The following is a 21198-nucleotide window of genomic DNA, read 5'->3' as shown; positions in this document are numbered from 1 at the left end:
CAGCGAGCTGCGACGTTCAAAAGCGAACGCCGAACCCGCTTTTCAAGCGATCACACCGACCGTTACTGGATCTTCTTGGCCTTTTCGAAGGCTTCGTCGATCGTGCCGACCATGTAGAACGCTTGCTCGGGCAGGTGATCGCACTCGCCCTCGACGATCATCTTGAAGCCACGGATCGTTTCCTTCAGCGGCACGTACTTGCCCGGCGAACCCGTGAACACTTCCGCGACGTGGAACGGCTGCGACAGGAAACGCTGGATCTTACGTGCACGCGCCACCGACAGCTTGTCTTCCGGCGACAGTTCGTCCATGCCCAGAATCGCGATAATGTCGCGCAGTTCCTTGTAACGTTGCAGCGTTTGCTGCACGCCGCGCGTGATCGAGTAGTGCTCTTCGCCGATGACGTTCGGGTCGATCTGACGCGAGGTCGAATCGAGCGGGTCGACGGCGGGGTAGATACCGAGCGAAGCGATGTCACGCGACAGAACGACCGTTGCGTCCAAGTGGCCGAACGTCGTAGCCGGCGACGGGTCCGTCAAGTCATCGGCAGGCACGTACACGGCTTGCACCGACGTAATCGAGCCCTTCTTCGTCGACGTAATACGCTCTTGCAGCTTACCCATTTCTTCAGCCAGCGTCGGCTGATAACCCACAGCGGACGGCATCCGGCCGAGCAGTGCCGACACTTCGGTACCGGCCAGCGTGAAACGGTAGATGTTGTCGACGAAGAACAGCACGTCGAGGCCTTCGTCACGGAAGTGCTCGGCCATCGTCAGGCCCGTCAGCGCGACGCGCAGACGGTTGCCCGGCGGCTCGTTCATCTGACCGTACACGAGCGCGACCTTGTCGAGCACGTTCGAGTCCTTCATTTCGTGGTAGAAGTCGTTCCCTTCACGGGTACGCTCGCCCACGCCCGCGAACACGGAGTAACCGCCGTGCTCCTTCGCGATGTTGTTGATGAGCTCCATCATGTTCACGGTCTTGCCCACGCCGGCACCACCGAACAAGCCCACCTTACCGCCCTTCGCGAACGGGCAGATCAAATCGATAACCTTGATGCCCGTTTCCAGCAGTTCCGTCGACGGCGACAGTTCGTCGAACGCCGGAGCCTTTTGGTGGATCGAGCGCTTGTTTTCGCTTTCGATCGGACCGGCTTCGTCGATCGGACGGCCGAGCACGTCCATGATACGGCCGAGCGTCGGCTTGCCGACGGGCACGCTGATCGGCAGGCCCGTATTCTTCACCATGACGCCGCGGCGCAGACCGTCGGACGCGCCCAGACAGATCGTGCGCACGACGCCGTCGCCCAGCTGCTGCTGAACTTCGAGCGTCAGTTCCGTGCCTTCGAGCACGAGGGCATCGTAGACCTTCGGCATGTGCTCACGCGGGAATTCCACGTCGATCACCGCGCCGATGCACTGTACGATCTTGCCTTCTACCAAAGCAGTAGTACTCATCGCTTTTCCTTTAGATACTCAATTCTTCACTCGCGCAAACGGCGCGTAGGACGGGGCGTCAGACCGCAGCGGCGCCGCCGACGATTTCCGACAATTCCTTCGTAATCGCGGCTTGGCGGCTCTTGTTGTAGACGAGCTGCAACTCGCTGATCACCGTCTTCGCGTTATCCGACGCTGCCTTCATCGCGACCATGCGCGCCGATTGCTCGGACGCCATGTTTTCCGCGACGGCCTGGTACACGAGCGCCTCGACGTAGCGAACGAGCAACTCGTCGACGACAGCCTGCGCGTCGGGTTCGTAGATGTAGTCCCACGTCGATTTCGGCGTCGATTCGTCCGCCTCGAAGTGCTCCGCCGACAGCGGCAGCAACTGCTCGATCACCGGCTCTTGCTTCATCGTATTGACGAAGCGCGTGTATGCGAGATACACGGCCGAGATCTTGCCTTCCGAGTACAGATCGAGCTGCACCTTCACCGCGCCGATCAGCTTTTCGAGGTGCGGCGTATCGCCGAGCTGAACGACGTGCGAGACGACCTTCGCGCCCACGCGATTCAGAAACCCGAAGCCCTTGCCGCCGATCGCCGTCGCTTCGACGGTCTGGCCTTTTTGCTCGAGTTCCTTGAGCTTGTTCACCGTCGCGCGCAGCACGTTCGTGTTCAAGCCGCCGCACAGACCCTTGTCGGTCGTGACGAGGATGATACCGGCCGCCTTCGCGCCTTCGTTCGCCACCATGAACGGATGGCGATACTCGGGGTTGGCACGGCTCATGTGCGCGGCGATGTCGCGAACCTTGTCCGCGTACGGACGAGCTGCACGCATACGCTCCTGGGCGCGGCGCATCTTCGATGCGGCCACCATCTCCATCGCTTTGGTGATCTTTCGCGTGTTTTGCACGCTCTTGATCTTGCCGCGGATTTCCTTCATTCCAGCCATTGCTTGCTCCTTTGCCCGCCTGAGTTAGCGCTTTAGCGCTTACTCAGGCGCCATGCACAGCTGATCGAAGCGGCGCCCGCTTCGTTGGTACCGCTTCTCCAACGCTTACGCGCACCGCTTCAAGGTCCTTATGCCTCGATCAATAAGCACCCGACTTCTTGAAGTCCTTCAGAGCGGCGTGGAGCGCTGCTTCGTCGTCCTTCGACAAGTCCTTCGTGTCTTCGATGCGCTTGATGAGGTCGGCATGGCTCGTCTTCAGGTATTCGCGCGCGCCCTTTTCGAACGACAGCACGTCCTTGACTTCCAGGTCGTCCAGGTAGCCGTTGTTCGCCGCGAACAGCGACATGGCCAACTCCCACACTTGCAGCGGCTGATACTGCGGCTGCTTCAAGAGCTCCGTCACGCGGCGGCCGCGCTCAAGCTGCTTGCGGGTCGCTTCGTCGAGATCCGACGCGAACTGCGCGAACGCGGCGAGTTCACGATACTGCGCCAAGTCGGTACGGATACCGCCCGACAGCTTCTTCACGACCTTCGTTTGCGCGGCGCCACCGACGCGCGACACCGACACGCCCGCGTTGATCGCGGGACGGATACCGGCGTTGAACAAGTCGGTTTCGAGGAAGATCTGGCCGTCCGTGATCGAGATCACGTTCGTCGGAACGAATGCCGTCACGTCGCCTGCTTGCGTTTCGATGACCGGCAGTGCCGTCAGCGAACCGCTCTTGCCCTTCACTTCGCCGTTCGTGAACTTCTCGACGTACTCTTCCGACACGCGCGCGGCGCGCTCGAGCAGACGCGAGTGCAGATAGAACACGTCGCCGGGATAGGCTTCGCGGCCCGGCGGGCGGCGCAGCAGCAGCGAGATTTGGCGATACGCCCAAGCTTGCTTGGTCAAATCGTCATAAATGATGAGGGCGTCTTGGCCGCGATCGCGGAAGTATTCGCCCATCGTGCAGCCCGAGTACGGTGCGAGGTATTGCATCGCAGCCGATTCCGAAGCCGACGCCGCCACGACGATCGTGTACTCCATCGCGCCCGATTCTTCGAGCTTGCGCACGACGTTCATGATCGACGAAGCCTTTTGGCCGATCGCGACATAAATACAGACGAGGTCTTTGCCCTTCTGATTGATGATCGCGTCGACGGCCACGGCCGTCTTGCCGCACTGGCGGTCGCCGATGATCAGCTCGCGCTGGCCGCGGCCGATCGGCACCATCGAGTCGATCGACTTCAGACCCGTTTGCACCGGCTGCGACACCGACTTACGCCAAATCACGCCCGGGGCGATCTTCTCGACCGCGTCGGTCATCTTCGCGTTGATCGGGCCCTTGCCGTCGATCGGGTTGCCGAGTGCGTCGACCACGCGGCCGACCAGTTCGGGACCCACCGGCACTTCGAGAATGCGGCCCGTCGTCTTGACGATGTCGCCTTCCGAGATGTGTTCGTATTCACCGAGAATCACGGCGCCGACCGAGTCGCGCTCGAGGTTCAGTGCGAGACCGAACGTGTTGCCCGGGAATTCGAGCATTTCGCCTTGCATCACGTCCGACAGGCCGTGAATGCGCACGATACCGTCGGTCACGGAGATCACGGTGCCCTGGTTGCGAACGTCCGTGCTCGCTTCAAGGCCCTGGATCCGGCTCTTGATCAGCTCGCTGATCTCAGAGGGATTGAGTTGCATTATTCGCTCCTGATAGTCAATTCTGTTGCGTGCCGTGCGCGAGCGCTCCGCTTTACGCGGTCAGCGCCGTGCGCATGTCGGCGAGCCGTGCGCGAACCGAGGTGTCGAGCACTTCGTCGCCGACGGTGACGCGAACGCCCCCGATCAGCGATGCATCGACTTCAACCGTCGGCTTGAGCTTGCGCCCAAACTTGCGCGTGAGACTCGCGACGAGATCGGCGAGCTGGGCCTCTTGCAGCGGGAACGCGCTGACGATCAGCGCGTCGGCCGCGCCTTCGCGAGCGTTTTTCAGTTCTTCGAACTGGACGGCGATTTCGGGCAGCAGCGAGAGACGGTGATTGTCGACCAGCATCTGCACGAAGTTCTTCGCTTGCGGCGAATCCTTCGGCGACGACTTGGCTGCTGCGAGCAGCAGGTCGACGACCTGTGCACGGCTCACCTTCGGGCTCGAGGCGACCGACATGAGCTCGGGCAGACGCGCAACCTGGCCCAGCTCCTGCACGAGAGCGGACCAAGCAGCGAGGTCACCGCCTTCGGCGACGCCGAACAGCGCCTCTGCGTAGGGACGGGCGATGGTTGCAAGTTCGGCCATGATCAGAGCTCGGCTTTCAGTTGATTGAGCAGTTGCGCATGCGCCGCTTGATCGACTTCACGCTTCAGGATCTGCTCGGCGCCCTTGACCGCCAGCGTCGCCACTTCGGCACGCAGCGTTTCGCGCGCCTTCACGACTTGCTGGTCGGCTTCGGCCTTGGCCTGGGCGATGATGCGGACGGCTTCCGCTTGCGCATTGGCCTTGATTTCCTCGGCCACGGCGAGCGCGCGCTTTTCCGCGTCGGCGATACGTTGCTGGCCGTCGTTGCGGGCCTGCGCGAGTTCCTGATCGACGCGCTTGTGGGCAGCTTCGAGTTCCGTCTTGCCCTTTTCAGCTGCTGCAAGGCCGTCCGCGATCTTCTTCGCGCGTTCGTCGAGCGCGTGGACCATCGGCGGCCACACGAACTTCATCACGAACCACGCGAGGATCAGGAACACGACCATTTGCGCAAACAGGGTTGCGTTGAGATTCACGGTGTTTCCTTAAACGTTGCTATATCGGAAAGTGAAACGGCAAGGCGCTCATCGACGTTACGTTCGATCAGCGCCCGAAGCCTGTCGTTTCGCCCCTGCGCCGCCCATTGCCAAGCCACGGCGCAAACTTCCGAGAAACCTTAGCCTGCCAACTTCGAGAGCAGCGGGTTCGCGAACGCAAACAGCATTGCCACACCGACGCCGATCAGGAACGCCGCGTCGATCAGACCAGCCAAGAGGAACATCTTGGTTTGCAGCGGGTTCATCAGTTCAGGTTGACGTGCGCAAGCTTCGATGTACTTGCCGCCCATCAGGCCGATACCGATACAGGCGCCGATTGCACCCAGGCCGATGATGATGCCGATACCGATGGCGGTCAGACCTTGGATGTTGGCGATGAAAGCTTGCATGATCACTCCTTTGTAAAAGACTTTTTGGAACTGGATTTAAAGAACGAAAAACGAATCTGCAATCGCGCGACGAGCCTTGCGAATCAGTGCTTGTCGTGCGCCTGGCCGATGTACACGAGCGTCAGCATCATGAAGATGAACGCTTGCAACAGGACGATCAGGATGTGGAAGATCGCCCAAACGCTGCCTGCGATCACGTGGCCGATGAAGCCGAGCACCGTCGTGTCCGCGCCGAACGTCCAGATGCTGCCGAGCAAAGCGATAAGCAAGAACAGCAGCTCACCCGCGTACATGTTGCCGAACAACCGCAACGCGAGCGAAACCGTCTTGGCGACGAACTCGATGATGTTCAGTGCAAGGTTCGGGATCCACAGCAGAGGATGCGCGCCGAACGGGGCCGACAGCAGCTCATGAATGAAGCCGCCCGCGCCCTTGATCTTGAAGTTGTAATAGATCATCAACACGAACACGCCGAGCGCGATCCCGAACGTGCCGTTCAGATCGGCCGTGGGGACGAGGCGGTGGTGCGAGATGATGCCGGACAGACCGACCCAGCCGATAATGCGGCCCGGAAGATCCACGGGGACGAAGTCGAGCGAGTTCATCAGCGCGACCCAGACGAATACGAACAAGGCCAGCGGAGCGATGAACGTGCGATTGCCGTGAATGATCGCCTTCGATTGGTCTTCGACCATCTCGACGAGCATCTCGATCGCGCACTGGAAACGGCCGGGAACGCCGGGCGTCGCATTGCGCGCAGCCACGCGCAGAATGAAGATGGTCACGAGACCGCACACGATCGACCAGAACAGCGTGTCGATGTTCAAGACGTGCATGTCGATGATCGACGTCTGGTGCCCGGTGGCGAAGTTTTGCAAGTGGTGCGAGATGTACTCGGACGGATCCAAGTGCGTGCTTTCTGTAGCTGCCATATCGTTTATTGCCACCTAAATTGTCGAAAATCGTTCGGGGTCCGCACGCGCCCGAGGCGTCGCGCGAACGCGGCCGCGCCGCGCTGATCGCTGCGTACGCCGGCCGTCCACCGTCATCCCATCATCAACCTCAGCGCCAAGCGAGCGCCAACCAGTACGTTTGAAGCGTGACAAGGAAGGTCACGAGCAGCGGCAACCACTGCACGCCGTGATACCAGACGGCTACCGCGACGAACATCGCAACCGTCACCCCCATCTTGAGCATCTCGCCGATCATCCAAGTCAGGATCGATCCGGCGCCGCCCGCTCCTTTCAAACGTGCCGCGAACAATGCGCTCGGCACCCAGCATATCGCTCCGCCCAACAAGGCCGACAGCGCAGCAGGACCCGGCGGCTTATAAAACAGCCACCAGACCAGCGTGACGACCAGGGACAAAACCACTTGCGCTTTCACCACCTTGAACGGCGTGACGCGCGAGGGGCGGCTCACGTCCGAGCCGAAGAGCTTCTCAGCCTCGGCCCGCGTGAGCGGAACGAAATTTTTATCTTGCTGCTCGGCATCCCACGCATCGTCGAACGTTTCCGAACGACCTACGGCGCGAGCGGAAGAAGGATCGTGTCGCGCGCGTTCGTCGTGCCTTGTGCCCGGCTCTCGATCCGCCATCGCCCTATCCTGCAAAACCCATTTTCCAACCCGAAGCTTTCGCAGTGCTTACGGGGCTGCCTAGCTAATAAATCCGGGCGATTGTAAGCGATAGTTGCAGGCGATTCAAGACTTTAGCCGCGACAAAAAACTGCTTGGAAACGACGCCCGGCGCGGGTGCGCGGCCCGCTGATCTGACTAAACCGAAAGGCGCCGGAAACCGCATGCGAACGCGGACGGCGCGATCGTCAAACGTGCTCGATGAGCCATGCGCCGAGCCCGGTCGCAACGAGCCAGAAAGGAATCGAAATGAGATGGAACGGCAACCAAACGCCGCGCGTTTTCGAGAGCCGCACCGCGATGAGATTGGCCAGCGACCCGATCGCAATGCCAAAGCCGCCCACGCTGACGCCGAACGCCAGCGCTCGCCAGTCCTTCGTGAACTCGGCCAGCATGATCGCGGCCGGCACGTTGCTGATGGCCTGCGACAAAATCGCCCCCGCGAAATAGGCACGCTGGGCGGAACGAAGGCCCAACCGCGCGACCGTATCGTGTACCCAGGGCAACTCGGCCACACTGCGCAGGACGATAAACATCAGCACGAAAATCAGCAGCAACGCCCAGTCGATTTTTAGGACGGCGTCGCGTCGCCACAACAAAAAGCCGCCTGCCACGCCGATGAGTCCTATTCCCGCGTGATGCGAATCCGCGAGCAGCACGAACGCGACGAACAGAACGGCCGCGACGCCGGCATAAGCGCGATCGACCCGCTCTTTCGCCGCGTCTTTCGATAGATCGAGGGCCTTGGGCTTGAACGCGAAAAAGGCCAACGCATACAACATGGCGGTCAACGTCGCGCACAGCGGTGCCAATGCCCAGACGAAACGCCCGAACGAGACGCCGCCGACTTGCCATAAGAAAAGGTTCTGCGGATTGCCGAGCGGCGTGAGGATCGAACCGGCATTGACGGCCAGCGCGAGGAAAATCGTCAGCCGCTTGACGGGCAACGGCGTCAGGGCATGCAGCGAGAGGACGAGCGGGATGACGACGAACAGCGCAACATCGTTCGTCACGAACATCGAGAGCCCCGCGGCGAGACCGATCAGCAAGCACGCGAGCGCACGCTCAGAACGGACATGATGCACGACGCGATGCGCGAGCCACATCAAGAGACCGGACAACTCGATCGCCTTCGTCAGCATCAAGAGCCCCGCAAGCGTCAGCACGGTCGGCCAATCGACCATCGACGGCAATCGGACCCAAGGTTGCGGCCGCACGCACTGAAGCACCGCGAGCACGACCACAAGAATCGTCAGTACCGGCTCTTTAAGTGCGAACGAAACGACTTTACGCGGCAAGCTCGCGCGAGTCTCGCGCGCATCGTCTACAGTCGGCATGTGTGGAGCAGATTCGAATGAGAACGCGAGCGAGCCGCGTGCAAGAAAAGCGCCACCGTCAAACCGACGGACCGCCGCGCAAACGCGCAAGAATGCCGTCAAGCGCGTCGAGATCGCCGAATTCGATCTGCAACTGCCCTCGCCCGCGCCGGCCGAGCTTGATCTTGACGGCAGCCGAGAGCAGATCCGACAACTCTTCTTCGAGGCGACGCGTATCGCGGCCGCCGTCTTGATTCGCGCGTGCTTTGACGGCCGGTTCGGCCTTCGTCGTCGCGGTCACGAGTCGCTCGGTTTCACGCACGGACATGCGCTTGTTGACGACTTGATTGGCAAGCGTAATCTGCGTCGCCGAATCGACCGCGAGCAACGCGCGGGCATGCCCCATGTCGAGGTCGCCGGCGAGCAGCATCGTCTGCACGGGATACGCGAGATTGAGCAAGCGCAGCAGGTTCGAGACGGCGCTGCGCGAACGCCCCACCGACTCGGCCGCTTGTTCGTGCGTGAAGTCGAATTCGTCTAAGAGACGTTGGATGCCCTGTGCTTCTTCGAGCGGATTGAGATCTTCGCGCTGGATGTTTTCGATGAGCGCCATCGCGGCGGCGGCTTGATCGGGCACGTCCTTGACGAGCACCGGCACTTCCGCAAGGCCTGCGATATGCGCTGCGCGAAAGCGTCGCTCGCCCGCGATGATTTCGAATTTCTCCGCCGAAACCGGACGCACGAGAATCGGCTGCATCACACCCTGTGCACGGATGCTGGCCGCCAATTCCTGCAAACTGCCCTCGTCCATGCGCGTACGCGGCTGATACTTGCCGGCCTGCAACCTGCCGAGCGGCAGCACGCTCGGCTGCCCCTCGCTGCGCACCGCCGTCGTGATATCGGCGCTACCGCCCAGCAGCGCTTCCAACCCACGTCCCAATCCCTTCTTTTTCGCTACGGCATTCATCGCATTTCCTCGATCCGCTTTCTTATCGCGCCGCACAGTACTCATAGCGCGCGCACGCGTTCAATCATTTCGGCGCCGAACTGCACGTAGGCTTGCGCACCGCGCGACGCGCGATCGAATACCACGCCCGGCAACCCGTAGCTCGGCGCCTCGGCCAAGCGGACGTTGCGCGGGATCACCGCATCGAACACCTTGTCGCCGAAGTGTTCCTTGAGCTGATCCGATACCTGCTGCTGCAACGTGATACGCGGATCGAACATCACGCGCAGCAAGCCGATGACCTTCAAATCGCGATTGAGGTTCGCATGAACCTGCTTGATCGTGTTCACGAGGTCGGACAAACCTTCGAGCGCGAAGTACTCGCACTGCATCGGAATGACGACGCCGTGCGCCGCACACAACGCGTTCAGCGTTAGCAGCGACAACGCCGGGGGGCAATCGATCAGCACGAAGTCGTAATCGTCGGCGACGGCTGCGAGCGCTGCTTTCAATTGCCTTTCGCGATTATCGACGCTAACGAGTTCGATTTCGGCGCCCGCGAGCTCACGATTCGCCGGCAGGACGTCGTACGACACGGCCTCGGACTTGATCCGCGCATCGGCGACGGACAGACCGTCGACAAGCACCTCGTAGACGGTGTTTTCGCATTCGGCTTTGTTGATCCCGCTTCCCATCGTCGCATTGCCCTGCGGATCGAGATCGATCAACAGGACGCGCTGCCCCTGCGAAGCGAGACTGGCGGCGAGATTCACCGCCGTCGTCGTCTTGCCGACACCGCCCTTTTGGTTGGCCACGCAGAAGATTTTTGCCATCGTTCGGAGATCCTAGTTACTGCCGTTGCACTGCGGACGTTGTTGCAGGGAAATCGCTCAATCGAACACGACTTCCACGAGATGTCTCTCGGCGTCGAGGAACGGGACTCGCAATTGCACGATTTCAGCCGCACGCGAGCCCACCGGCAACCGCTCGATCTCGGCATCGGGCCTGACACCCTTCATCGCCCAGATGGAGCCCTGCTCGTTTACCAAATGACGCGCAAGTGTAACGAAATCGGCGAGCTCTGCGAATGCGCGCGAGACGATTGCATCGAATTTTCCGGGCACTTCGATACCCGGACGAAGCTGCTCGACACGCCCCGTGACGACCGACAGGTTCTCTAGCTTCAGTTCCGCCTTCGCCTGCGCCTGGAACGCTGTCTTTTTCTGGACGATGTCGTTCAAGGTCACCTTGCGGTCGGGAAACGCGATCGCGAGGACGATGCCGGGCAATCCGCCGCCCGATCCGACATCGAGGATCGTCTGTCCGTTTCGCGCCGCCAAATGCGGCACGATCGAAAGCGAATCGAGAATGTGCTGGATCAGCATTTGTCGCGGATCGCGAATCGCCGTCAGGTTATAGACGGCGTTCCACTTCGCCAACAAAGCAACGTAATCGAGCAGCTGATCGAACTGCGTATCGGTGAGCGCGACGCCGAGCTCGCTCGCTCCGGCGCGCAGGAGATCCAACCAAGAAGCTCGGTCATTCGAATGCGCCCCGCGGGCGCGCGACGCCGTCATTGGGCATCGGGAGCCGAATCGCCCCCGTTACCTGCGACCGAAGCCGACTCCGCCGTCGCTCGCCGCCCCAGTCCCTTCTTCAAATGAACCATCAACAGTGAAATCGTAGCAGGCGTGATCCCGGAGATGCGCGAGGCTTGACCGATCGTCTCAGGGCGGAATTGGTTCAGCTTCTGGCCCGCTTCGAATGAAAGCCCACGAACGACCGAGTAGTCGATGCCTTCGGGTAGCCGCGTACTTTCGTTGGCCTCGTTGCGTTCGATTTCGTCAGCTTGACGCTCGATGTAGCCCTGGTACTTCACGCCGATCTCGATCTGCTCCTTGATCTGGCCGAGAAGAACCGGGTCTTCGGCGAGCGGCGCGTCGGGGCCGCAAGCGCCCTCTCGCAAACCGCAGATACCGTCATAGGTCACACCCGGACGGCGCAGCAAATCAGCGAGGTTGTATTCGTGATCGATCGGTTTGCCTAGCAACGCGGTTGCCTCTTCGGCAGACAGGGTCTTCGGATTGACCCACGTCGCACGAAGACGTTCTGTTTCACGTGAAACAGCGTCACGCTTTCGACAGAATGCATCCCAACGTATGTCGTCCACGACGCCGAGTTCGCGCCCGATCTCGGTCAAACGCATGTCCGCGTTGTCTTCGCGAAGGCTCAGCCGATACTCCGCCCGGCTCGTGAACATCCGATAGGGCTCAGAAACGCCGCGAGTAACCAGGTCATCGACGAGTACGCCCAGATAAGCTTGATCCCGCCGCGGGCACCAGGCCTCCTTTTCTTGGACGTAGAGACCGGCATTGATGCCGGCGAGCAGCCCCTGGGCCGCTGCCTCTTCGTACCCCGTCGTACCGTTGATCTGTCCGGCGAAGAATAGTCCGCGTATCGCCTTCGTTTCGAGCGACGCCTTCAAGCCCCGGGGGTCGAAGTAGTCATATTCGATCGCGTAGCCGGGGCGCAAGATATGCGCGCTCTCGAGTCCCTGCATCGAATGCACGAGATCCAGCTGAACGTCAAACGGAAGGCTGGTCGAGATGCCGTTCGGATAGAACTCGTTCGTCGTCAGCCCTTCGGGTTCGAGGAAGATCTGATGCGATGCTTTCGACGCGAAGCGGTGAATCTTATCTTCGATCGATGGGCAGTACCGCGGCCCTACCCCTTCGATCACGCCCGTGTACATCGGCGAGCGATCGAGACCGCTTCGAATGATGTCGTGGGTTTGCTCATTCGTATGCGTGACCCAGCACGGCAACTGCTGTGGGTGTTGTTCCGCCCGACCCAAAAACGAAAACACCGGAATGGGATCGAGGTCGCCGGGTTGCTCTTCGAGCTTCGAGAAATCGATGGTCCGGCCGTCGATACGCGGCGGCGTACCCGTCTTAAGGCGACCCTGCGGCAGCTTCAACTCTTTCAGCCGGCCCGACAGCGACACCGCAGCCGGATCGCCTGCACGCCCACCCGTGTAGTTGTTCAGTCCGACGTGGATCTTCCCATCGAGGAACGTACCGGCCGTCAGCACGACGGCACGCGCACGAAACTGAACACCCACCTGGGTCACGGCGCCAACGACGCGATCGCCCTCGACAATCAGATCCTCCACCGCTTGCTGGAACAAGCTCAGATTCGGCTGGTTTTCGAGCCGACGGCGGATTGCCGCCTTATAAAGGATGCGATCGGCCTGGGCGCGGGTGGCCCGTACCGCGGGCCCCTTCGACGAGTTGAGGATCCGGAATTGGATCCCGCCTTCGTCGGTGGCAGCCGCCATCGCGCCGCCCAGCGCGTCGACCTCTTTGACGAGGTGGCCCTTGCCGATACCGCCGATCGACGGATTACAGCTCATCTGGCCAAGCGTTTCGATGTTGTGGGTCAGCAGCAGTGTCTTTGCGCCCATGCGGGCGGAGGCCAAAGCGGCTTCCGTGCCGGCGTGACCTCCGCCGACGACGATTACGTCAAATTCTGTGGGATAAAGCATGGCGATCCCACGCGACGCGAAGTGCATGGGCCTGTCGGGAAAATGTATGCGCGAAATTATAGCGGGGATCGTGCACGAGGCGGACTCGCCAAACGAACGAACGCCGATGATTTACAAATATCACCGTTTCACGCCCGAACAGATCGATCATGTTTCACGTGGAACATCACGAATCGAGTCGCCTTTGCCGCCGGAAGCGCTCCTTCGCCGACTACGAAATCAGCTGACAAGAAGTGACAGCCGGCCATGCCACAATCGTCAGTTCGACGCACAGATAAGGAGGTAACGATGGCAGTCAAACCCTATACCGGCGCATGTCACTGCGGAGACGTCCAATTCGACGTTCAACTCGATCTAGACCAGACCATCGTCTGCAACTGTTCGATCTGCAAGAAGCGCGGCTTCATTTGGGCTTTCGCCCAAGGGGACCAGTTCAACTGGCGTCGAGGCGAAAATGACACCAGCGAATATCTATTCCACAAGCACGCCATTCACCACCAATTTTGTCGTCGATGCGGCGTCGAAGCATTCGCGTTCGGCGTGGCACCGAGCGGGCAAAAGACAGCCGCGATCAACGTAAGGTGTCTCGATGGGGTGGATTTGGATAGATTGAAGCCGATGGCCGTGGACGGCGCCAGCCTCTAAGAAGATGAAAGCCCGGAAGGACGACGCGCGACTATAGCCACGCGTCGACTCCCCGGGCTGCGGATCAGGCCGTCTTCTTAGCCAGTCCGAGATAGGTCTCGATGACACGTGGGTTGCGAGCCAACGAATCGGCCTCACCTTCCAGCGCGAGCTCCCCGGTTTCGAGCACGTACCCGTAGTCGGAGATCTGGAGCGCCGCCCGAGCATTCTGCTCGATCAGCAGCGTGGCCACACCGGTGCTCCGCAACGCGCTGATGATGTGAAAGATCTCCTTCACGATCAGCGGTGCGAGTCCCAAGCTCGGTTCATCGAGCATCAATAAATCCGGCTTGCCCATCAACGCGCGGCCCAGCGCCAGCATCTGGCGTTCGCCGCCCGATAGCGTGCCCGCTGCCTGCTTGCGCCGCTCCTTCAAGCGCGGAAAACGCTCGAAGACGGGCTCGAGTTGATCGAGGAAGTCTCGCTCGCCGGCCCGCTTCCGGCGATAAGCGCCGAGCACGAGATTGTCCTCGACCGTCATCGTCGCGAACAGCTCGCGCTTTTCCGGCACGAGGCACATCCCGCGGTCCACGCGCTTTTCGACCGGCAGCGCACCCACGTCCTCGCCTCGATAACGCACGGGGCCGCTCGTGTGCCCACTGCTCGGCAGCGCGCCCATTACGGCATTGAGCAGCGTGGACTTGCCCGCGCCGTTCGGCCCGATCACGCTGACGATTTGTCCGGGCCGGACCTCGATCGAGATGTCATGGAGTGCCTCGACCTTCCCGTAGCGCACGGATAGTCCGGACACCGACAGGATCGGCATAGTCGTCGTTTCGTTCATTACTCCACCCCGCCTAGATACGCTTCGACGACAGCCGGATCGTTCTGAACGTCCTCGGGTAGCCCATGTGCGATGCGCGTACCGAACTCCATGACCACCAAACGATCGGCGAGATTCATCACGAAATCCATATCGTGCTCGACGAGCAGCACGCTCATCCCCTCCGCCTTCAGCTTGCGCAGCAGCTCCGCGAGCTGTTGCTTCTCCTTGTACCGCAAGCCGGCCGCCGGCTCGTCGAGCAACAGCAACGTCGGATCGCAACACAGTGCCCGAGCGATTTCCAAGATTCGCTGCTGACCGAGCGCAAGCGAGCCCGCTTCGTCATACATATGCTGCTCCAGCCCAACCCGACGGACCTGCTCGGCGGCCTCGAACAGCAGCCGCTCTTCCTCGGGTACGTTGAGCCGCGCCAAGCTGCGCCAGACGCCGCTGGAGCCGCGCAAATGCGCGCCGATGGCGACGTTCTCGAGCACGGTCATCGTCGGCAGCAGCTTGACGTGCTGAAACGTCCGGCCGATACCGCGCTTGGCGATTTCACGTGAATTGAGCGCATCGATACGCTCGCCGCGGAAATGAATCTCACCACGCGTCGCCTGCAAGACTCCGGTGACGAGGTTGAACGTCGTCGACTTGCCTGCGCCGTTCGGGCCGATCAGCCCAACGATTTGCCCCGCCTGCACGTCGAAGCTCACGTCGTTCACGGCCACGAGCCCGCCGAACTCCTTGCGCGCCCGATCGACGACCAGCAGCGGCTCGCCCTGCGCCGGTTTGGCCCGCCGCGGCAACGCCTCCGCCCGTTCAGGCGTACGCGCACGCGGACCGCGCGGAAACCAGCGAGCGACGAACGGCCAAACGCCCTGCCTCGCATACTGAAGCAGCGCCACCATCAACACACCGAAGACGATGACCTCGAAGTTGCCGCTTTGCCCGAGCAAGATCGGCAAAACCGACTGGAGATAATCTTGGACGACGGTGAGGATCACTGCCCCCAGAATCGCACCCCAGACATGCGCGACGCCGCCGACGACGGCCATGAACAGATATTCGATCCCGTGATTGAGACCGAACGGTGTCGGGTTTACAGCGCCTTGCAGATGCGCGTAGAGGAACCCCGAGATCGCTGCGAGCACGGCCGCGTACACAAAGATGATGACGCGCATCCATCCGGTGTTCACACCCATGGCCTCAGCCATCACCCCCGCGCCGCGCAATGCCCGGATCGCCCGCCCGGGCCGGCTATTCAGCAAGTTCTGAATCGAAACGACGGCGAGGAGCACGACGAGCCAGATCAGGTAGTAGATGCCGCGGCCCGACTGCAACGACACGCCTAGCACGCTCAATGCGGGGATGCCGTTGATGCCGTCGTATTTGCCGAGCGCTTCGAGGTTGCCGAACAGGTAATACAACGACAGGCCCCAGGCGATCGTCCCGAGCGGCAGGAAGTGCCCCGACAGACGCATCGTCACGGCGCCGATGACGAGCGCGACGAGCGCTGTCAGCGCGATACCGACGATGAGCGCGATCCACGGCGAAACGCCGAATTGCGTCGTCAGATAAGCCGTCGCATAGGCGCCGACGCCGACGAACGCCGCTTGGCCGAAGCTCGTCATGCCGCCCACGCCTGTCAGCAACACGAGCCCGAGCGCGACGATCGAATACAAGCCGATGTAGTTCAGCAGCGTGATCCAGTACTCGGAGACGTGCAGCGGATGCGGCAACACCGGCAACGCGAACAGGATGACGAGAAATGCCCAGAATGGCTTCATGCCCGAGAATAAGCGCTTCATCGCTCACTCCTCCTCTTCTTCGACGTGCACGGTGACCAAGCTGCGCCACAGCAGCACCGGGATGATGAGGGTGAAAACGATCACCTCTTTGTATGCGCTTGCCCAGAACGACGAATACGATTCGAGCAACCCGACGAGAATCGAGCCGGCCGCCGCGAGTGGATAGCTGACAAGTCCGCCGATGATTGCGCCGACGAATCCCTTCAATCCGATCAAGAAACCGGAGTCGTAATAAATCGTCGTCAACGGTGCGACGAGAATGCCGCACAGCACGCCGAGCCCCGCGGCGAGCGTGAATGCCAGCCTGCCCGCCTGCGCCGTTCCGATCCCCACGAGCCGCGCACCGAGCCGGTTGACCGACGTTGCGCGCAGCGCCTTGCCCGAGATCGTACGATCGAAGAACAGATACAACCCGACGATCATGATCAGCGCGGTCACCACGACCCAAACGCTTTGGCCGGAAATCGACACGCCGCCGATGCTGAACGACGCATCGGAAAACGCCGTCGTGCGCGAGCCTTCGGCGCCGAACATGAGCAGGCCCACGCCGACCATAGCGAAGTGCACCGCCACGGCGACGATCAGAAGCAGCAGCGTACTTGCCTCCGCCAGCGGCTCATAGGCCAAACGATAGATGAACGGCCCCATCGGCACGACGATCGCAAGCGTCAGCGCGATCTGCGCCGCCATCGGCAAGGCGAGCGCATAGGTGTGCTGCGCAATCGCATAGACGGCGATCGGGCCCAGCAGATAGCGGCTCGCGAGCGACGTTAGTGCGCGTGGCGCGTGGCGTCGCCGCTCCGGATGCCGGACGAGCGCCGCAACCTCCAAGACGAAACAGGCCGCCCCGAGCACCGGCAACAAAATAGCGGTGGCCGGGAGCTTGGCCGCCTGCAACGCGGCAAGCGTCAATGCGCCGTATGAAACGAACTCCCCTTGCGGGATGAAGATGACACGGGTGACGGAAAAGACGAGCACGAGCGCCAGCGCGAGCAGCGCATAGATCGCCCCGGTCGTGATGCCGTCTTGCGCGAGGATCGCCGCAATCGATAAATCCATGCTGGTTTGAGCCCTGTACCTACGACTCTACGAATCGACGGAAGTCAAAGGAAGCGCCGTGCACCGACACTCGGTGCGCGGCACGAACGTGCCGGGTTCGGCACAAGGTAAGCAATGAGCCGAGCGGGCAGCGCGGCTGCCGCCCGGCCGTGACGTCAGTCGCCCAGCAGCTTCCACTTGCCGTCGACCACCTCCACCATCACGCGGGCGCGCTGATCGAGCCCGTTGTGGTTGGCCGGCGACGTATTCATGATGCCTTGCGAGATCGGCAGCTCCTTGATGCTCTCCAGTGCATCGCGCAGCGCCGAACGGAAGGCCTCCGTACCCGGCTGAGCCTTTTTGAGCGCCTCGGGAATCGCACGCTGCAACATCTGCCCCGCATCCCAAGCATGGCCGCCGAACGTGACGACGCTGCCCGCGCCGTAGGCCTTCTCATACGCATTCTTGTAGGCCAGCGCCGATTGCTTCACGGGGTTGCTGTCCGGGAGTTGATCGGCGACGAGCACCGGACCCGACGGCAAAATCTCGCCCTCGCAGTCCTTGCCGCACACGCGCAGGAAGTCGTTGTTGGCCACGCCGTGCGTCTGATAGACCTTGCCCTTATAGCCGCGCGACTTGAGCTCCTTCGCCGGCAGTGCCGCGGGCGTACCCGAGCCCGCCACCAGTACGGCGTCGGGATTCGCGCTCATCAGGCGCAGCACCTGGCCCGTGACCGAAGCGTCCGTGCGGTTGAACTTCTCGTTCGCCACCACCTTCAGATGATCGGCGCTCGCCGCTTTCGCGAACTCCGCATTCCAGCTCTCGCCGTAGGCATCGGAAAAACCGATGAAGCCGACCGTCTTCACCCCGTGCTTAGCCATGTAATCGGCGATCGCGTTGGCCATCAAGCCGTCGTTCTGAGGCGTCTTGAAGGCCCATTTACGCTTGTCGTCCATCGGTTCCACGATCTTCGCCGATGCCGCCAACGAAATCATGGGCGTCTTCGCAGCCGACGTCGGATCGAGCATGGCAAGCGAATTCGGCGTCACGGTGGAACCGACGATCGCGTCCACATGATCCTCATCGATCAGTTTGTGCACGTCCTGCACGGCCTTACCGGTGTCGGAACCGTCGTCGAGCACGATGTACTGCACGCTCTTGCCGCCGATCTCCTTAGGCAGCAATGCGATCGTATTTTTCTCGGGAATACCGAGCGAGGCGGCCGGTCCCGTCGTCGACAGCACGACGCCGATCTTCACTTGAGCGAACGCAGCGCTCGCCGCGCACATCATCGTCAATGCCAAGCTGCCGCGTACCCATTGCTTCATCGTCATTACTGATCTCCTGATGCTTTCGCGAGAAAGCGCGTTGTCATTGCCGGCTCATCGGCCGGCTCTATCGCTGGTGCTGCGAATACGGATTCGCGTGGGCGAACGCACCCACCGCTTGATCGTAGCCGATCGCGTCGGCGCGAGCCCTCAATGCCGCGCGGGAACAACAAAAAAAAGACACGCAAAAAGAAAAAATGCGCACGACGAACGCGACCGCAGCGGACGTGTTTCGCGGGTATCGATGAAACGCGGGAAGATGGCGCGATGCGCGGCCGATGCGAAAAGGCGTGGACGCATCGATCGGCGAATGCGATCGGGAATGCGTCTTGTGAATGCACAAATGAAAAGCGCTGTTGGATACCATCCAACAGCGCTTCCGTCCGGGCACTGAGTGCCTCGATTGTCTCCTCGTTCTCCACCTGCAAATTCGGTGCATCAGAACTGAGACGAAGATTAAACAACCCCGTCTTCTCCCACAACCTAGCACTTTCCCTAGTGGTGCATAGCAGCACACAATTCGAGCAAGCACGCATCGTTTCAGGCCGGCCGATCGAGCCGTCGGGCGCCGCATCGCCGCCGAGCCGCAAGGCCCCAAGGCTCCGCACGCCCTGCGATCGTGCAAGAGCCGCGCGGGCAAGCCATGGCGCGCCGCAGCGCAATCGCCCCATCCCGGCCCTTCTCACCCGCGCAACGGCCGCACGCGGGCGACGATCTCGCCCACGATTCCGCGTCTAAATGCCAACACGCAAGCGATAAAGACGATACCGATCACGATCGTCGTCGAATCGCCGAGCGAATTGAACCAGTCGATGTGCGTCACGGCCGCAAGGGCGCCACCGATATCGCCTAGCCGTTCCTCGAGCGTCACGACGAGCGCAGCCCCCACGAGCGGCCCGAACAGCGTGCCCATGCCGCCTACGAGCGTCATGAGAATGACGAGGCCCGACATCGTCCAGTAGGCGTCGCCGAGCGTCTCGAAGCCCAGCACGAGCACCTTGAGCGCACCCGCGAAACCCGCGATCGCGGCGGAGAGCACAAATGCCAGCAGCTTGAAGCGGTCCGTGTCGTAGCCGAGCGAGATCGCACGCGGCTCGTTCTCGCGAATCGCCGTCAGCACCTGGCCGAACGGCGAATGAACGACGCGCACGATCAACAAGAAGGCCAGCACCATCGCGACGAGCACCACGTAATAAAGCGTCAGATCCGACGATAAGCTCAGGAGTCCGAACAACTTGCCGCGCGACACGCCTTGCAGGCCGTCCTCGCCGCCCGTAAACGGTGCTTGCAGGAAGATGAAGTAGACGAGTTGCGCGAGCGCGAGCGTGACCATCGCGAAATAGATGCCCTGCCGTCGAATCGCGAAAAAGCCGGCTACGAGCCCGAGTATCGCGGCCGCGGCGGTCCCGGCCAGCACCCCGAGCTCGGGCGTGAGACCGACCGTCTGAATCGCGTAGCCCGTGACGTAGCCGGCGGTGGCCAGAAACATCGCATGGCCGAACGAGAGCAGGCCCGTATAACCGATGAGCAAGTTGAAGGCGGCCGCAAACAGCGCGAACGTGAGCACCTTCATTACGAACACCGGATAGGCGCCGAGCCACGGCGCCACGATGAGCCCGACGAGCAAGAGGGCGTAAAGCGCTTTTCTTTGCATCACCGCTCCTTGCCGAAAAGACCCGCGGGGCGCACGAGCAACACGAGCGCCATCACGACGAACACGACCGTGGCCGAAGCTTGCGGATAAAACACGCGCGTGAGGCCTTCCACGATACCGAGCATCAACCCCGTCAGGATCGAGCCCATGATCGAACCCATCCCGCCGATCACGACGACCGCGAATACGGTGATGATCATCGGCTGGCCCATCAGCGGCGACACTTGAATCACCGGTGCGGCCAGCACGCCGGCGAACGCGGCGAGCGCCACGCCGAAGCCGTACGTCAGCGTAATCATGAGCGGCACGTTCACGCCGAACGCTTCGACGATTTTCGGGTTCTCCGTTCCCGCGCGCAGGTAGGCGCCGAGCCGTGTCTTCTCGATCACGAACCAGGTGGCGAAGCACACGACGAGCGAGGCCACGACGACCCACGCCCGATAGTTAGGCAAATACATGAAGCCCACGTTCGTTGCGCCCGCAAGCAAATCCGGCACGTCATAGGGCTGGCCCGACGAACCGTAGATCGAGCGGAACACGCCTTCGACGACGAGCGTGAGCCCAAACGTCAGCAAGAGCCCGTATAAGTGATCGAGGCGATAGAGCCAGCGCAGCATCGATCGTTCGATGGCGATCCCGACGATGCCGACGATGACGGGCGCCAGCACGAGCATTACCCAGTACGACAGGCCGAAATAGGACAGGCCCATCCAAGCGAGCATGGCGCCCAGCATGAACAAGGCGCCGTGCGCGAAATTGATGACGTTGAGCATGCCGAAGATCACGGCCAGCCCGAGGCTCAGGATCGCATAGAACGACCCGTTGACAAGCCCGAGCAAGAGCTGGCCCAGCATGGCCTGCAACGGAATGCCGAAGATATCCATTGAACCTGCCGTCTGAGAGAAAAAGACGCGCGCGAGGCGCGCGTCGTTACC

General features: G+C 61.5%; 20 protein-coding genes. 1 reads left to right on the top strand and 19 read right to left on the bottom strand.

Features of this window, described 5'->3' with window-relative positions; all coding sequences use genetic code 11:
* Window positions 1–62: 62 nt before the first annotated feature.
* From atpD to mnmG, 13 genes are all read right to left on the bottom strand, one after another.
* Entirely contained in the window at window positions 63–1457 is a 1395-nt protein-coding gene (gene atpD / locus AB1286_RS11640) for a F0F1 ATP synthase subunit beta (RefSeq protein WP_430363429.1), read from the bottom strand.
* Window positions 1458–1515: 58 nt separating this feature from the next.
* Window positions 1516–2391 carry a F0F1 ATP synthase subunit gamma gene (gene atpG / locus AB1286_RS11635; RefSeq protein WP_430363428.1) on the bottom strand — a complete coding sequence of 292 codons (876 nt, stop codon included), beginning with the start codon at window positions 2389–2391 and terminating at the stop codon, window positions 1516–1518.
* A 139-nt stretch (window positions 2392–2530) separates the two neighbouring features.
* Window positions 2531–4072, bottom strand: coding sequence for a F0F1 ATP synthase subunit alpha (gene atpA, locus AB1286_RS11630; RefSeq protein ID WP_430363427.1), 1542 nt, complete (start codon window positions 4070–4072; stop codon window positions 2531–2533).
* Window positions 4073–4124: 52 nt separating this feature from the next.
* Window positions 4125–4664, bottom strand: a complete 540-nt coding sequence (locus AB1286_RS11625; protein WP_430363426.1) for a F0F1 ATP synthase subunit delta — start codon at window positions 4662–4664, stop codon at window positions 4125–4127.
* Window positions 4665–4666: 2 nt separating this feature from the next.
* Window positions 4667–5137 (bottom strand): F0F1 ATP synthase subunit B, encoded by a 471-nt coding sequence (locus AB1286_RS11620; RefSeq protein WP_430363425.1) that lies wholly within the window; start codon window positions 5135–5137, stop codon window positions 4667–4669.
* A gap of 140 nt (window positions 5138–5277) precedes the next feature.
* Window positions 5278–5547 carry a F0F1 ATP synthase subunit C gene (atpE, locus tag AB1286_RS11615; RefSeq protein WP_007180033.1) on the bottom strand — a complete coding sequence of 90 codons (270 nt, stop codon included), beginning with the start codon at window positions 5545–5547 and terminating at the stop codon, window positions 5278–5280.
* Between the two features lie 83 nt (window positions 5548–5630).
* A complete protein-coding gene (atpB, locus tag AB1286_RS11610; RefSeq protein WP_430363424.1) occupies window positions 5631–6479 on the bottom strand; it encodes a F0F1 ATP synthase subunit A in 849 nt (282 codons plus the stop codon).
* A 130-nt stretch (window positions 6480–6609) separates the two neighbouring features.
* The gene (locus tag AB1286_RS11605; protein WP_430363423.1) at window positions 6610–7143 is read right to left on the bottom strand and encodes an ATP synthase subunit I; all 534 of its coding nucleotides are present in this window, start codon (window positions 7141–7143) and stop codon (window positions 6610–6612) included.
* A gap of 227 nt (window positions 7144–7370) precedes the next feature.
* Entirely contained in the window at window positions 7371–8519 is a 1149-nt protein-coding gene (locus tag AB1286_RS11600; protein ID WP_430363422.1) for an SLC13 family permease, read from the bottom strand.
* Between the two features lie 58 nt (window positions 8520–8577).
* Window positions 8578–9465: a ParB/RepB/Spo0J family partition protein gene (locus tag AB1286_RS11595; protein ID WP_430363421.1), complete on the bottom strand. Its 888-nt coding sequence runs from the start codon at window positions 9463–9465 to the stop codon at window positions 8578–8580.
* 41 nt (window positions 9466–9506) lie between these two features.
* Complete coding sequence (locus tag AB1286_RS11590) at window positions 9507–10277, bottom strand: ParA family protein (RefSeq protein WP_116135792.1); 771 nt, start codon at window positions 10275–10277, stop codon at window positions 9507–9509.
* A 57-nt stretch (window positions 10278–10334) separates the two neighbouring features.
* Window positions 10335–11021 carry a 16S rRNA (guanine(527)-N(7))-methyltransferase RsmG gene (gene rsmG / locus AB1286_RS11585; RefSeq protein WP_430363420.1) on the bottom strand — a complete coding sequence of 229 codons (687 nt, stop codon included), beginning with the start codon at window positions 11019–11021 and terminating at the stop codon, window positions 10335–10337.
* A complete protein-coding gene (gene mnmG, locus AB1286_RS11580) occupies window positions 11018–12988 on the bottom strand; it encodes a tRNA uridine-5-carboxymethylaminomethyl(34) synthesis enzyme MnmG (protein ID WP_430363419.1) in 1971 nt (656 codons plus the stop codon). The genes rsmG and mnmG overlap by 4 nt, the downstream gene beginning before the upstream one ends.
* Window positions 12989–13276: 288 nt before the next feature.
* Here mnmG and AB1286_RS11575 point away from each other — a divergent pair, with 288 nt between their 5' ends.
* Window positions 13277–13633, top strand: a complete 357-nt coding sequence (locus AB1286_RS11575; protein WP_430363418.1) for a GFA family protein — start codon at window positions 13277–13279, stop codon at window positions 13631–13633.
* A gap of 64 nt (window positions 13634–13697) precedes the next feature.
* Here AB1286_RS11575 and AB1286_RS11570 read toward each other — a convergent pair whose 3' ends face one another.
* From AB1286_RS11570 to AB1286_RS11545, 6 genes are all read right to left on the bottom strand, one after another.
* A complete protein-coding gene (locus AB1286_RS11570; RefSeq protein WP_430363417.1) occupies window positions 13698–14456 on the bottom strand; it encodes an ABC transporter ATP-binding protein in 759 nt (252 codons plus the stop codon).
* On the bottom strand, window positions 14456–16243 hold the full coding sequence (locus tag AB1286_RS11565) for an ABC transporter permease subunit (protein WP_430363416.1): 1788 nt from the start codon (window positions 16241–16243) through the stop codon (window positions 14456–14458). The genes AB1286_RS11570 and AB1286_RS11565 overlap by 1 nt, the downstream gene beginning before the upstream one ends.
* Window positions 16244–16246: 3 nt before the next feature.
* Window positions 16247–17302: a branched-chain amino acid ABC transporter permease gene (locus AB1286_RS11560; protein WP_430363415.1), complete on the bottom strand. Its 1056-nt coding sequence runs from the start codon at window positions 17300–17302 to the stop codon at window positions 16247–16249.
* Window positions 17303–17457: 155 nt separating this feature from the next.
* Entirely contained in the window at window positions 17458–18615 is a 1158-nt protein-coding gene (locus AB1286_RS11555; RefSeq protein ID WP_430363414.1) for an ABC transporter substrate-binding protein, read from the bottom strand.
* Between the two features lie 676 nt (window positions 18616–19291).
* Window positions 19292–20263 (bottom strand): branched-chain amino acid ABC transporter permease, encoded by a 972-nt coding sequence (locus AB1286_RS11550; RefSeq protein WP_430363413.1) that lies wholly within the window; start codon window positions 20261–20263, stop codon window positions 19292–19294.
* Window positions 20263–21147 (bottom strand): branched-chain amino acid ABC transporter permease, encoded by an 885-nt coding sequence (locus tag AB1286_RS11545; RefSeq protein ID WP_430363412.1) that lies wholly within the window; start codon window positions 21145–21147, stop codon window positions 20263–20265. The genes AB1286_RS11550 and AB1286_RS11545 overlap by 1 nt, the downstream gene beginning before the upstream one ends.
* Between the last annotated feature and the right edge of the window lie 51 nt (window positions 21148–21198).

The organism is Trinickia sp. NRRL B-1857 (assembly GCF_050470685.1).
In the GTDB taxonomy this organism is placed as follows: domain Bacteria; phylum Pseudomonadota; class Gammaproteobacteria; order Burkholderiales; family Burkholderiaceae; genus Trinickia.
The sequence above is the reverse complement of the archived record's forward strand: the minus strand, read 5'-3'. Positions and strand labels throughout refer to the sequence as shown.